This window comes from Parafilimonas sp., from assembly GCF_047606085.1.
Taxonomy (GTDB): domain Bacteria; phylum Bacteroidota; class Bacteroidia; order Chitinophagales; family Chitinophagaceae; genus Parafilimonas.
Window position 1 is genome coordinate 1 of sequence record NZ_JASGEX010000014.1, and the last position, 12,659, is coordinate 12,659.

Sequence of the window (12,659 nt, forward strand, 5' to 3'; positions counted from 1 at the left end):
GGAGAGGATTTAGGTGAGGTCAATTTGAAAATTTTAATCTTTTCTTATCCAGGGCTCACGTTAATAAGTTTATTCATCTTATCATACAAATAAATCTAAACTGTTATGGTTGCAATAACCAAAAATGCAAAATTTCCTGTAAGCTTATATGGCTTCGCAATGCTGGCAATAGCTTTTATTATTAGTGGCTGCCATTCTGCCAATAGCAACAGCAATGCAGAGAGTACAGCACAAGGTTTACCTGATTCTGCAGGTTTTGTAAGCCTGTTTGATGGCAGTACGCTAAGTGGCTGGGAAGGCGATACGGCCGTATGGCATGTGGCAGATGGGGCCATAGTAGGAGAGGTAACGCCTGCATCCACACCATTAAAATCAAATACTTTCTTAATATGGAAAGATGGAAAGCCCGGTAACTTCGAGCTTACGGCAGAATATGAAATTTCTGCTGAAGGCAACAGCGGTATTCAATACAGGAGTGAAGAAGTGGAAGGTGTTCCATTTGGATTAAGAGGTTATCAGATGGATATTGACGGCGCTAATACCTACACCGGCCAGAATTATGAAGAAAGGGCCCGTTGCATCGTAGCTTTTCGTGGGCAGAAAGTAACGTTGCCGCTGGTAACTGATTCCATCAGCAAACTGGCAAAAAACAATGTATGGTCTGTTGCTGTAATAAATGATTCATTGGGCAACCCTGATTCTTTAAAAGCCAAAATAAACAGCGGCTGGAATAGCTGCCGCATTGTGGCCAAAGGCAATCATTTGCAGCATTACATTAACGGCGTATTAATGTGCGATGTTACAGACGATGATACGGCTAACCGCAAAGCAGACGGGTTAATAGGCCTGCAAATGCATGCAGGCCATATTATGCGGGTTGCCTACAGGAATATTAAGCTTAAGGAGCTGAAATAGGGAATGATAAAAATTGATATTCAATAGCAGAAAAAAGGCTGTTCCAAAACAGGACAGTCTTTTTTGCATGAAGAAGATAAGCGTTCTGCTGTTTTTGCAGTTGTACAGTTGTATGAAAACCAGGCAAGCCTCAACCGAATGAGCCTGGCTGTAAAACAATCATTGTAAATGGTTAAAATATTTCCTGCCATGGCTGCATGAGAACAGGTTTCCTGCACATTTACATCATTATTAATCTCACCATTTATTTTAATTCCCTTACATTCACAGTCCTAAAAAATAAATGCTATGATTAAATTAATGGTAATTGGCAATCTTGGCAAAGATTGCTCAGTAAACACAGTAAATGGAAAAAATGTAATAAATTTTAATGTTGCTCATACGGAAAAATTTAAGGATAGCACCGGCGTTCAAAAAGAAAAAACCACCTGGGTTGAATGCGCCTACTGGACCGACCGAACAGGCATAGCGCCCTATTTAAAGAAGGGCACGCAGGTATATGCAGAAGGTACGCCTGAAGTGCGCACCTATCAAACCAATGAAGGCAAAAGCGGCGCATCATTAAGCCTGCGTGTGCAAAGTGTGCAGTTGCTTGGATCCCGTGCCGAGGGATTAAATGGCGGCGGGCAACCACAGGAAAGGCCATATCAAACATCGGCCGGCGGCGGCAGTTATGCCGGCCAGCCATCATCCAATAGCAACGATGAGATAAATGAAGCCGGTGACGATCTGCCATTCTGAAATGCAACTAAATAGTACAAAAAAGACGGGAATAGAAAATCCCGTCTTTTTTGTATAGTATATTGAACTATATTTTTGCGCCTCTGCCTATGGCATAATACGTAAAGCCAAGTTTTTTCATCTCCCTGCTTTTATAAATATTACGGCCGTCGAATATTACTTTGCCCTTCATCTTCTTTAAGATCGAATCCCAGTCGGGCAGGCGAAACTCGGGCCACTCTGTTACGAGAATAATTGCATCCGCATTTTCGGCAGCGCTTAATTCATTTTCTTTTAAAACAGCTTTGCCATTCACCAGGTGTTCGGCCTCTTTCATAGCCACAGGATCGTAAGCCTGCACTGCAGCGCCGGCCTCATGCAGGGCATCAATCAAAACAAGGGAAGGCGCTTCCCGCATATCATCCGTTTGTGGCTTGAACGAAAGGCCCCAGAGGCAAAACGTTTTGCCTGCAAGGTCGTCGCCGTAATGTTTCTTTATTTTTTCGAAGATCACTTTTTTCTGATCATCATTTACATCTTCTACCGACTGAAGAATGCGCATGTTGTACGCATACTCACGGGCGGTGCGTATCAATGCCTTCACATCTTTTGGAAAACAGGAACCGCCATAGCCAATGCCCGGGTAAATAAAGCGGTTGCCAATGCGCGGGTCTGAGCCAATGCCATTACGCACTTCGTTTACATTGGCGCCCACACGTTCGCACAAATTGGCTATTTCATTCATGAAAGAAATTTTTGTAGCAAGCATGGCATTCGCCGCATACTTTGTCATTTCAGCAGAGGGGATATCCATAAACAAAACCGGGTGCCCGTTTAATACAAAGGGGTCATATAACTGGTGAAGCAATGATTTGGCTTTTTCGTTTTCAACGCCAATAACAATGCGGTCTGGTTTTAAAAAATCGTCAACGGCGGCGCCTTCTTTTAAAAATTCCGGATTGGATGCCACATCAAAATCCAGTTCACTGTTCCGCTTTTCAAGCGCTGTCTTTATTGCCTTCTTTACTTTGGATGCCGTGCCTACCGGTACTGTGCTTTTGGTCACAACAATTAAATAACCATCCATATAAGTGCCCACCTGGTCTGCAACCTGCAATACATATTTAAGATCGGCGCTGCCATCTTCACCCGGAGGTGTGCCTACTGCAATAAATGCAATCTGAGCTCCTTTAATTGCTTCTTTCAGATCCGTGCTGAAATGTAGCCTTCCCTTTTTAAAATTTCTTTCTACGATCACATCCAGCCCAGGCTCATAAATAGGAAGAATGCCTTTTTGAAGGTTCTCTATCTTTTCTTTATTTACGTCAATACAAATAACATCTGTGCCTACTTCGGCCAGGCATGCCCCGGTTACAAGTCCAACATACCCGGTGCCTACTACAACAATTTTCATAATTTAAATTTTGGTTTGATGTTTCGAATACGATTCATTAAAAAACTAATTGTAAAATATAAACAGTGCACGTTGGAGTAAACATTGGATAATCATAAGGCTTCAGAATTTTATTCCTGAAGAACATAAGAGCTTATATGTTATTGGTTAATGTTCCCTTGCCTGAATGCGCTGCAAATAAAATTGAATTTTTTTTAAATCATTAATTCCTGCGCTTTTTTTTAGTTAACAATTATTGATTTGTTTTTCAGAAACATCATACTGAATGGTATAGTGCATCATACTTATCAGCGCAGCTGTGCATGCTGTATTCCTTATTATATAATTGCTTTCCATTGTTTTTTAATGTTTGAATGGATGCTTCATCTGAATCAAGATAAAGCCTTAATGCTTTATAAAAGGAGGCTTCACTTATATCGTCGCTTAAAAAACCTGTATCTTTTGTTACGATGCTGATGATGCCGCCCACCGGCGTGCAAACCGGTATAACGCCTGCAGATAATGCTTCCAGGAGGCTTATGGGCATGCCTTCAAAAACTGAGGTAAGCACAAAAGCGTCAGCGTTCAGGTAATAATCACTTACGTTGGCAACTTTTCCCAGGAAGTGAACATTAGAAGGCTTGCCTGCAATAAGCGCATCGTAAATGGCTTTATCACCAGTCACATAATCACCCAAAACAACGGCAATAACATTTTCGTTTGTAACATGGCGCATCACATCCAGCAAAAGCTGCTGGTTTTTTTGCCTGGTAATTCTTGCCACGTTTAATAAAACTTTTGTGCTGCTGTTTTTCTTTAAGCTGTTTATTTTTTCTGTGGTTTCTTTTAAAGCTGCGGTAGGCTTTATTTTGTCTGATCCGTTTGGGATGCGTGTTTTAACGCAGGCGCCATATTCCTTTACTGCGCTTGCATGCACTTCTTCAGATATAGTTACCGCTTCAATTATATTTCTTTTGAAAAAATATTTAAACATTTTACGGCCATGCAGTGGCGCATCTTTTTTGGCAAGGTTATGCAGTGTATGAATTTTTTTATAAGGATATGTCAGCTGCAGGTAAGCATAAAAGCAATAATAACCTGCATGCAAATGCGTGTGCACCACATTTGGCCTGATGTTTTTAAGTGTTTGGCAGATCTTTAAGAACATGCCGGGATCAATGCCCGGTTTTTTACCAAGCGTAATAAATTTTACCTTTTCATCAAGCATTGAGAGCGGCAGGTGTTTTTGAGGGTTATGATGGTACATGGAAATTAAGGTAACCTCATAACCATCTTTTTTTGCAAGCGCATTGCACAGTTGTATGCAAAAAACCTGCGCTCCTCCCCAGCCTAATGCCGGCACCACCTGTACTATTTTATACATAAGCGGCCTGATTATTATTCTTTGGGCACTATATCATGTGCAAACCATTTTGAAAAAAAATCCGTATGCAGCAATTCATCAAGATTAGCTGTATCATGCAGGTAAAGCCCGGTTAGTTTCTCCTGTATTTTTTTTATTGTTTCTTCTTCCGCCCAAACAGGTGCAGCCTGTTTGCCGGATCTGGATGTATTCAGCTCAAACATTTTGTTCTTCAGCAATTTTCTTTTGTTAACCGGCAGCCAGGGGTCAATTAAATTATCCACGATCCATTTGTGGAAACCGCTTTTTTTTACAAGCCTTTGCTGCAGGTATCGGCTCTTTAATTCGCCTGTAATATTTTTTGCAATCAGGCTGGGTTTGAATTTTTCATCAATATTTAGAAAATGGAAAACCTCCTGCAAAAGTTTTCCAGGATTGTTTTCCAGGTCATCATAATCCAGTACAAGCAATTGCGCTTTTGGAAAACAGCGGAGGCAATTTTTCACTTGTTCATAATAAAACCCATGTTCTATATAAGTGAAATCATTATTGTCTCTTGTTATTTCAAATTTTTTTTGAGGCTGATATATGAGCGCCGTTTCCATATCCCTTTTTTCCCGCATCATCTTCCTGAAATAAAAATAAGAAGATATAGCCCGTGTAACCGGGTTGCGCAATATGACGATCAGTTTTGCAGCAGGCTGCTTTAAAGCAATCTGCTGCAAAAGGGAAGGGTAAAAAATATAGTTAACTGCCGAATGAAAAACCACAGGTTCTTTATTATAGGCAGGCGTTTCGAGCAAGAGCCTTTTATTCAGTTGTTCCGGTTGGGGAAACTTTACAAAAAGCGGTATATCTTTTAAAGAATTATAGCAATACACCTGCGGATGCTGGCTGATCCAGCCGTTTAAGGTGGTGGTGCCGGCTTTTTGTACGCCTGCTAAAAAAGCATTTGGAAAGGGAGCCTGCTTCTGCCTGTGTTTTTCATTCATTAACAACTGTGGTTTATTACAATAATCAATTGCGCTCTACAACAAACCAGGGATTAAGCAGATTTTCTTTATTGTATTCCAATTCTTTACCTGTGTTATAGTTATAAACGTTACAACCTGCGAATTTAGCTACGGCATGGCCTGCCGCTGTATCCCATTCCATAGTGGGTGCAAGGCGCGGATAAACATTGGCCTTGCCTTCTGCCACCAAACATAATTTTATTGAGCTGCCGGAACTGATGCAGTTAACCTCGCCATGCTGTTTTCTTCTTTCTTGAATAAAGCTTTCTGTTTCCGGCGTATTATGGCTGCGGCTGGCAACAACCGTATAAACTGCAGGAGACTGGGCATCGGGCAGCTTTGCTGCATTGCTCATGTAATCCCCGACTGAAGTAGCTGCGACCGCATCGTAGGTAAAGGCAAAACTGCCGGCTTCTGCCGAGCCATAATATGTTTTGCCTGTAACCGGCACATGCACAACGCCTGCCACAGGATAGCCATCTTCAATAAGGGCAATATTTACAGTAAACTCGCCATTGCGTTTAATAAATTCCTTTGTGCCATCCAATGGATCAATAAGCCAGAATTTTTTCCAGCCCTTTCTTTCTTCGTAGGAGAGCAGCTTGCCTTCCTCACTCAGCATATCAGTATGAAGCGGCGCCAGTGCATCCTTAATGGCATGATGGCTTCTTTTATCGGCCTCGGTTAAGGGAGAGTTGTCGGTTTTGGTTTCTACTTCAAATTCGTTTTCATAAACTTCCAGGATTTTTTTGCCGGCATTAATTGCAGCTTCAATCGAGCGCTTTAGTAAATCATTCATATTGGAAGTATTTGTTATGGGCGAAAGATAATGCAGGAACGCCTAATAAACAATTGAAGCGGTGGCGGCCGCTTCCTAAATATTAAAATCCAATAATCTTTTTTATTCTTCCTGCCAGTAAGGTGGTGCAAAAGCCAAGCAGGGCAACCACAGTGAACGACCACCGTAAACTGGAAGCCTGGGCAATAAAACCAATAACCGGCGGCCCTACCAGAAAGCCAAGAAAACTTATGGTGGAAACGGCCGCCAGGGCAAACTGCGGCGACATATCTTTTAACCTGCCGGCCAAAGCATATATCAGCGGCACTACGCAGGAAACGCCAAAACCCACCAGTAAACAGCCGGTTACAGCAATCTGCAAAGCTGGGAATACAATGATCAGGACAAAGCCGGACGCTATAAAAACACCGCTTAATTGCAATATTTTTTCCACGCCAAATTTTGTAATAAGCCTGTCGCCTATAAACCTGCCGGTAGCCATGGTAGCCGTAAAGGCAACATAACCCAGGGTTATGTATTTAATGGGTGAATTGATAACTTCATGAAAATAAATGCCGCACCAGTCGGCCATGCAGCCTTCGCAGATCATGCAGCAAAATCCTATAAACCCTAACAGCAGGATGTGTTTATTGGGCTTTACAAAAAATGCAGGCTGCTGTTGCGCAGACCTGTTATTATCCGGTAAAGTGTATTTATAGAAAAATGAAACCAATAACAAGGTTAAAGCTGCAATTACAGAAAAATGAATGAGCGGGGATATTTTTCCCGATACAAAAAAGTTGCCCAATGCGGCGCCGGTAAAACCGGCAAGGCTCCACAAGCCATGAAAAGATGCCATAATTGATCTGCCATAGAGAGATTCAATGCCCACCGCCTGCGTATTCATGGAGATATTAAACAGGTTTCCCCAAAAGCCAAAAAAGAATAAAACGGCCACCAGTTGCCAGACGGATGCAGTGAGCGAAAGCATAATGAGCGTAAGCGGAAAAAATAATGATACCCAGATCAATAGTTGCCGGCTGCCGAATTTTGAAATGAGCCAGCCGGAGAGCGGCAGGCCTGCAATTTGCCCGGCAGGCACTGCAAACAATACGCCTCCCAACGCGGCTTCGCTTAATTGGAGGCTTGTTTTAATATCTGGTATCCTGCTTGCCCAGCTTGCACTGGTAAGGCCGGCTATAAAAAAGAATATGCTTATCGCTATCCTGTACAGCCTGTTATTTACCGGGAATGTAAAGTCCATAATCAGGGTTTGGAAATTCATCAGCTTGCTTTGGCCAGTGGGTAATTTTTGGGCTCAGCAAAAGAATTTTTATTAGCTATTTTTTTTTCATCTAAATTTATTTTATATTCATTATCAATCAATTTTGAATTGATAACAAAATCGGCAGTGGTTCTATTGGCTGCCATAATAATATTGTTTTTTATTGCGGCCTCTGTTATGCTGAGCAAACCACTGTTGTGCATAAATTCTTCGGCATCAAGAAACACAATAACGGCATCAATTTTATTATTTTCTATCAGATTGCGCAGTGCTGCCAGCTCTCCTGTTTTACCCTGCCCCGACATATTCACTTTTTTATTCAGGGTACCCTCCAGGATATTTGCGGCAGATCCTAATGCCAGTATATCGTGTTTATTAAGTACATCTTTATTAAAATAAGACCATTCAATGAGATCGGTTTTATTAGTTGCTGACGTAATAATGGCTATGTTTTTCTTCTTGTTCATAATCTTGTTCCTCTATTTTATTTATTTAGTCCTTATAAAAAGAAAGCATCAATCTCAGGGAAACTGATGCAATCAATCGCAGGATGTATTTTGTACACATTAATACCGGAAACGGTAAAAAGTAACCTGTTAAATAATTTTTTAATTTGATAATTAATAAGTTACATTAAAATTCCGGCTATGGTTGCCGACAAGTAAGATGCCAAAGTGCCACAGAATAAAGCTTTTAATCCCAATTTAGCTAAATCGCTTCTCCGCTCGGGCGCTAATGCGCCTATACCGCCAATTTGCATACCAACGCTGCTTAAATTAGCAAACCCGCATATTGCAATGCTGATAATGAGTAATCCCTTGTCTGTTGAAATAGGAATTGATTTATTGGTAAGGTTTTGAAAGGCGACAAATTCATTGATGGTTAATTTTTGTCCCAGCAGGGTAGCGGCATTATTTACATCCTGCGCCGGCACGCCCATGCTCCAGGCAAACGGATAAAATACCTTGCCGAAAATATAGTTCAGTGTAAGGTCGAAATCTTTATTAAACAGGTGGCCAATGTGCAGCAGGATATAGTCTAATAAGGCGATAACCGCAATAAAACCAATTAACATGGCGATCACGTTCATGGCAATTTTAAAACCATCCGCCGCACCGTGGGAAATAGCGTCAATTACATTGGTATATGTGCTGTGCACTTCCAGCTTTACGCGGCCGTAGGTTTCGCTTTCTTCCGTTTCCGGGAAAACAATTTTTGAAATGACCAATGCCCCCGGCGCAGCCATTAAACTTGCCGTTATCAGTTTTGGCGCAAGGTCAAGGCCGGCCTGCGCGCCCATATTTGCATATACTACCAAAATGCCGCCGGCAATACAGGCAAGGCTGCCGCTCATGCTGGCAAGCAGTTCGCTTTTTGTCATGCCTTTTAAATAGGGGCGTATCATCACCTGCGCTTCCACCTGGCCCACAAAAGCGCTGGCTACGTTGCTGAGCGCTTCAGCGCCGCTGACACGCATAATAAAATTCATGGCCCTTGCAATAAGCGATATGATGTGCTGCATGATATTAAAATGATAGAGCACAGCAACAACGGCGCAAACCAGGATGATGGTTGCCGTAACGTTAAATGCAAATACAAAACCGCCTTTAAGATAATCGCCGGCGCTGCCATCGGGCTGGGTTACATGTACGCCTGCGTAAACAAATGAGGCGCCTTTACGGGCAAATTCTTCCAGCCTGCCCATGCCGTGGCCAAGCCATTGAAAAAAACTGCCTATGAAAGGAACCTTAAACACAAGTATTGCAATGGTTATTTGCAGCACAATGCCGCTTAATACAAGCCTGTAACTGATTTTCTTTTTATTATTTGACACGAGGTAAGCTAACCCGAGAATAAGCGCAATGCCGGCAAGGCCCTGTAATCTTTGCATTAAGTTATGGTTTAAGCGCTCAAATTAAAATAAGTTAGCGAAAAACCTGTATCTATTTTGCAGAATGGTACAATTAAAAAAGGCTGCTTGCGGCAGCCTTTTTTTAACGTTTTTATCAGAGATTCGCCTGAATCTTTTTTTCAAGTATGGATTTTGGAACTGCGCCAATTTGCTTGTCAACCACTTTACCGCTTTTAATGAATAATATGGCGGGAATGGAGGTGATGCCATAGTTCATGCTTACGTTAGGGTTAAGATCCACGTTTACTTTTCCTATATTTACCTTGCCGGCATAATCTTTTGATAATTCTTCAATAACGGGCCCGATGGCACGGCAGGGGCCACACCATTCTGCCCAAAAATCAACTACTGTTAATTTATCGCTCTTCAGTACATCTGTTTCAAAGTTTGTATCCGTAAATTCGAGTGCCATATATTTTGTTTTTATTGTGGAATTAATAATGAAACAAAAATAAGCCCAAATCTTATTTTAATACCTTTCTGACTTATTAAGTTATGTGAACAACTGATTTATTACCTGCAACTGACAGTGCGGCAGTATAATCACAGGGAGTGTGTAAAATTTAATTCTTTACAGGGTTTTAATGATTTTTCGCACAGAGCAAAGGAGTAAACAGCGTAATAAAGCGTCTTTGCCGGCTCTGTATTCTCCGTGCGAAAAAATTTAAACAGCTTTTAAGAAAGGAGGCTCTGGCGCGCCATAAACTCAAGCTTGCCATTGGCAACCACGAGCTTTTCGGTAAGCTCGGCATTTTCCCGGCGCAGCATGAATACTTCATAAGCGGTTTTTACAAAAATCCTGATGTCATCTTCATTCCATGGTTTTGTGAGGTATTTATAAACCTGTCCCCGGTTAATGGCATCTATCACGGCATTGATATCTGAATAGCCGGTCATTAAAATGCGGATAGGTTCCGGGTGTGTTTGTAAAATTGATTCAAAAAATTCAATTCCTGTTGTTACAGGCATCCTCTGGTCACTTAAAATAACGTGAATGTCGTTTTCATCTACTATTTTGCGTGCCTCAACAGCAGAATCAGCAATAAAAATAGTAAAATCGCGCCGGAAGGCAGCTTTGAATGCTATAAGATTATGTGGTTCATCGTCAATATACAACAGGTTTATTTTTTTGTTATTGTCGTTCATGATGCTTTGGTTTTTAAAAAGGATTATTGGAACAGGGATAAAGTTACTGTAATAAAGAATAATATTTTTTATTATCGCAAAATATTGCGTAATTGTAAATGTTCTGAAGTTACTGCTCAGATTTTTTTATATCAGTACCAATTAAGCAATATTTCGCAATTGAATTTTTAATTTTCCGATGGAAACAGGGATAAGACATCGGGCCTGTAAGGTTTGGCGGCAGGGAATAATGCAGAAATTTCTTTTTTATAAAAGCTTTGTAACCCGCGGCATTTTCTACTATTACATTAGGAGAAATATTGCTCATTATTGCAAACCGTGATTTTTAGGGATGAATACTGATTGCATCTTATACCTGAAAAACTGTTTGCTTAGTAATCAAATTTTTGATGGGTTACATTTTTTTGTAAATGACAACCATGTAATTGATTAATCACACATTATTTTACATAGGCCCTCTGGCCTTATTATTAAAATTACAATGTTAACTGAAAAAGAAATCAGGATAAGAGCATTCAGAGCTATTGATGATTCTGAAACCTGTTTAAGATTTATTGATGGTCATAAGAAGGTTCTTACTATTTATGGAATAACAAATGTTACAACAAACACAAATCAATGGATGTACAATCCTGCTGTATTTGTAGTAGTGGTTGAATCTATAGACGGTATGAAGATATATGGCGGTGCGAGAATTCAATGCGCTGATGGTATTACGCCTTTACCCATTGAAGAAGCAGTGGGCGATATGGACTCGCAAATTTATTCGTTAGTAAAACATTATGCACAATTTGGAACTTGCGAACTGTGCGGCTTATGGAACTCCAAGGAAGTAGCAGGTTTGGGTATCGGTAGTTTTATGCCCGCGATAACGGCTGTTGCTATAACAAAAACAATAGGCCTGAACATACTTTTTTCCTTGTGTTCGCCTTTTACAACAAGATTCAAAGATTGGATAGGAGGAGTTATATTAACATCTATAGGCAATAATGGAACATTTTACTATCCAAAATTAGACCTGATAGCTACAGTTCTTTTTTCTGATGGACTTGATCAATTACCTTTAACAGCGCCAAAAATCAGAGAAAAGATGATTTATTTAAGAGAAAACCCAAAATGCATTGTAAAAGAAAAGTCTCCATTTAAAAATATGTATGTGGATGTACATTATGATCTTGAGCTAAAATCTGCAAACCCAAACGAGTTTAAAATCATTATTCCCTGATCTTGTTATGAAAAAAATATTAACGGCAGTTATTAATATCATTATTATTATAATCATGCCTTTACTGTTCAAACCCCAATTAATCTTTCATTATAAAATAATTATAATTGAAATAGTAGTATTTGCGCTTTGGTTAACCCAGCCTGAGTTTAGCATGCAGGAAACAAAACAGGAAAAAGAGGGTGATAAGTTTTCGGTATTATTGATATTAATTATGTCAATAGTAAGCGTAGTGGTGCCGGTAATTGATTGGGCTTATTTCAAGAATGAATTGAATCATTTTTATATTTCCTGCTGGATAGGTGTCGTTTTTATTATACTGGGGATTTGGATAAGGGTCTGGGCAATAATGCAATTAGGCAATTTCTTTACACCTACCGTGCAAATTAAAGAAGGTCACGATTTGATTATTTTGGGCCCATACGCCATAGTTAGGCATCCAAGCTACTTAGGAGCTTTTTTGTGTATAACGAGCGGGGCGCTTATTTTAGATAGCTTTGTTGGATATTTAATCGCATGCATTGCTATGGGCATAGCATATTACTTCAGAATAAAAGTGGAAGAACAAAAGTTAATAGCTTATTTCGGCGAATCATACATAACATATAAAAAAAGAACAAAAGCCATCATACCTTTCATTTTATAGGTATCTGAATTAATTATGAAACCCAGGTTTATACTTTTTTTATTAATAATTTTAAACAAAGCGTTGTTAAGCGCTCAGCCTATAACAATTTCAGACAGTAATAACATCGTATTTATTTCCAATAATATTGAATATATAATTGACACAAATAAAAATACTCAATATGCAGGTTTAATGGATTCTAATTTTTTACATTTTCAAAAAGGAACACCTGTTTTTTCTGAAAATGTAAAAAATGTGTGGGCTAAATTTAGTATTATAAA

14 protein-coding genes are annotated in these 12,659 nt (G+C 40.0%); 5 read left to right on the top strand and 9 right to left on the bottom strand.

Annotated elements, in window-relative coordinates; all coding sequences use genetic code 11:
* The first annotated feature begins 105 nt into the window (after nucleotides 1-105).
* Complete coding sequence (locus QM629_RS01450) at nucleotides 106-915, top strand: DUF1080 domain-containing protein (protein ID WP_415156450.1); 810 nt, start codon at nucleotides 106-108, stop codon at nucleotides 913-915.
* A gap of 288 nt (nucleotides 916-1,203) precedes the next feature.
* Nucleotides 1,204-1,656, top strand: coding sequence for a single-stranded DNA-binding protein (locus QM629_RS01455; RefSeq protein ID WP_415156452.1), 453 nt, complete (start codon nucleotides 1,204-1,206; stop codon nucleotides 1,654-1,656).
* Between the two features lie 67 nt (nucleotides 1,657-1,723).
* Here QM629_RS01455 and QM629_RS01460 read toward each other — a convergent pair whose 3' ends face one another.
* The 9 genes from QM629_RS01460 to QM629_RS01500 form a co-directional block, all read right to left on the bottom strand.
* Nucleotides 1,724-3,049: a UDP-glucose dehydrogenase family protein gene (locus tag QM629_RS01460; RefSeq protein ID WP_415156454.1), complete on the bottom strand. Its 1,326-nt coding sequence runs from the start codon at nucleotides 3,047-3,049 to the stop codon at nucleotides 1,724-1,726.
* A 256-nt stretch (nucleotides 3,050-3,305) separates the two neighbouring features.
* A complete protein-coding gene (locus tag QM629_RS01465) occupies nucleotides 3,306-4,412 on the bottom strand; it encodes a glycosyltransferase family 4 protein (protein ID WP_415156456.1) in 1,107 nt (368 codons plus the stop codon).
* 14 nt (nucleotides 4,413-4,426) lie between these two features.
* On the bottom strand, nucleotides 4,427-5,383 hold the full coding sequence (locus QM629_RS01470) for a sulfotransferase domain-containing protein (protein ID WP_415156458.1): 957 nt from the start codon (nucleotides 5,381-5,383) through the stop codon (nucleotides 4,427-4,429).
* 25 nt (nucleotides 5,384-5,408) lie between these two features.
* Entirely contained in the window at nucleotides 5,409-6,203 is a 795-nt protein-coding gene (gene cysQ / locus QM629_RS01475; RefSeq protein WP_415156460.1) for a 3'(2'),5'-bisphosphate nucleotidase CysQ, read from the bottom strand.
* A gap of 82 nt (nucleotides 6,204-6,285) precedes the next feature.
* Entirely contained in the window at nucleotides 6,286-7,446 is a 1,161-nt protein-coding gene (locus QM629_RS01480) for an MFS transporter (RefSeq protein WP_415156462.1), read from the bottom strand.
* A gap of 20 nt (nucleotides 7,447-7,466) precedes the next feature.
* Nucleotides 7,467-7,934 carry a hypothetical protein gene (locus QM629_RS01485; RefSeq protein ID WP_415156464.1) on the bottom strand — a complete coding sequence of 156 codons (468 nt, stop codon included), beginning with the start codon at nucleotides 7,932-7,934 and terminating at the stop codon, nucleotides 7,467-7,469.
* Between the two features lie 161 nt (nucleotides 7,935-8,095).
* On the bottom strand, nucleotides 8,096-9,358 hold the full coding sequence (locus tag QM629_RS01490; protein ID WP_415156466.1) for a NupC/NupG family nucleoside CNT transporter: 1,263 nt from the start codon (nucleotides 9,356-9,358) through the stop codon (nucleotides 8,096-8,098).
* Between the two features lie 115 nt (nucleotides 9,359-9,473).
* Nucleotides 9,474-9,791 carry a thioredoxin gene (gene trxA / locus QM629_RS01495; RefSeq protein WP_415156468.1) on the bottom strand — a complete coding sequence of 106 codons (318 nt, stop codon included), beginning with the start codon at nucleotides 9,789-9,791 and terminating at the stop codon, nucleotides 9,474-9,476.
* A gap of 263 nt (nucleotides 9,792-10,054) precedes the next feature.
* Nucleotides 10,055-10,525 carry a response regulator gene (locus QM629_RS01500; protein WP_415156470.1) on the bottom strand — a complete coding sequence of 157 codons (471 nt, stop codon included), beginning with the start codon at nucleotides 10,523-10,525 and terminating at the stop codon, nucleotides 10,055-10,057.
* A 481-nt stretch (nucleotides 10,526-11,006) separates the two neighbouring features.
* Here QM629_RS01500 and QM629_RS01505 point away from each other — a divergent pair, with 481 nt between their 5' ends.
* The 3 genes from QM629_RS01505 to QM629_RS01515 all read left to right on the top strand — a co-directional run.
* Nucleotides 11,007-11,750 carry a hypothetical protein gene (locus tag QM629_RS01505; RefSeq protein WP_415156472.1) on the top strand — a complete coding sequence of 248 codons (744 nt, stop codon included), beginning with the start codon at nucleotides 11,007-11,009 and terminating at the stop codon, nucleotides 11,748-11,750.
* Nucleotides 11,751-11,757: 7 nt separating this feature from the next.
* Nucleotides 11,758-12,396, top strand: a complete 639-nt coding sequence (locus tag QM629_RS01510) for a methyltransferase family protein (RefSeq protein ID WP_415156474.1) — start codon at nucleotides 11,758-11,760, stop codon at nucleotides 12,394-12,396.
* Nucleotides 12,397-12,411: 15 nt separating this feature from the next.
* On the top strand, nucleotides 12,412-12,659 hold a 248-nt coding region (locus tag QM629_RS01515), incomplete at its 3' end, for a hypothetical protein (protein WP_415156476.1).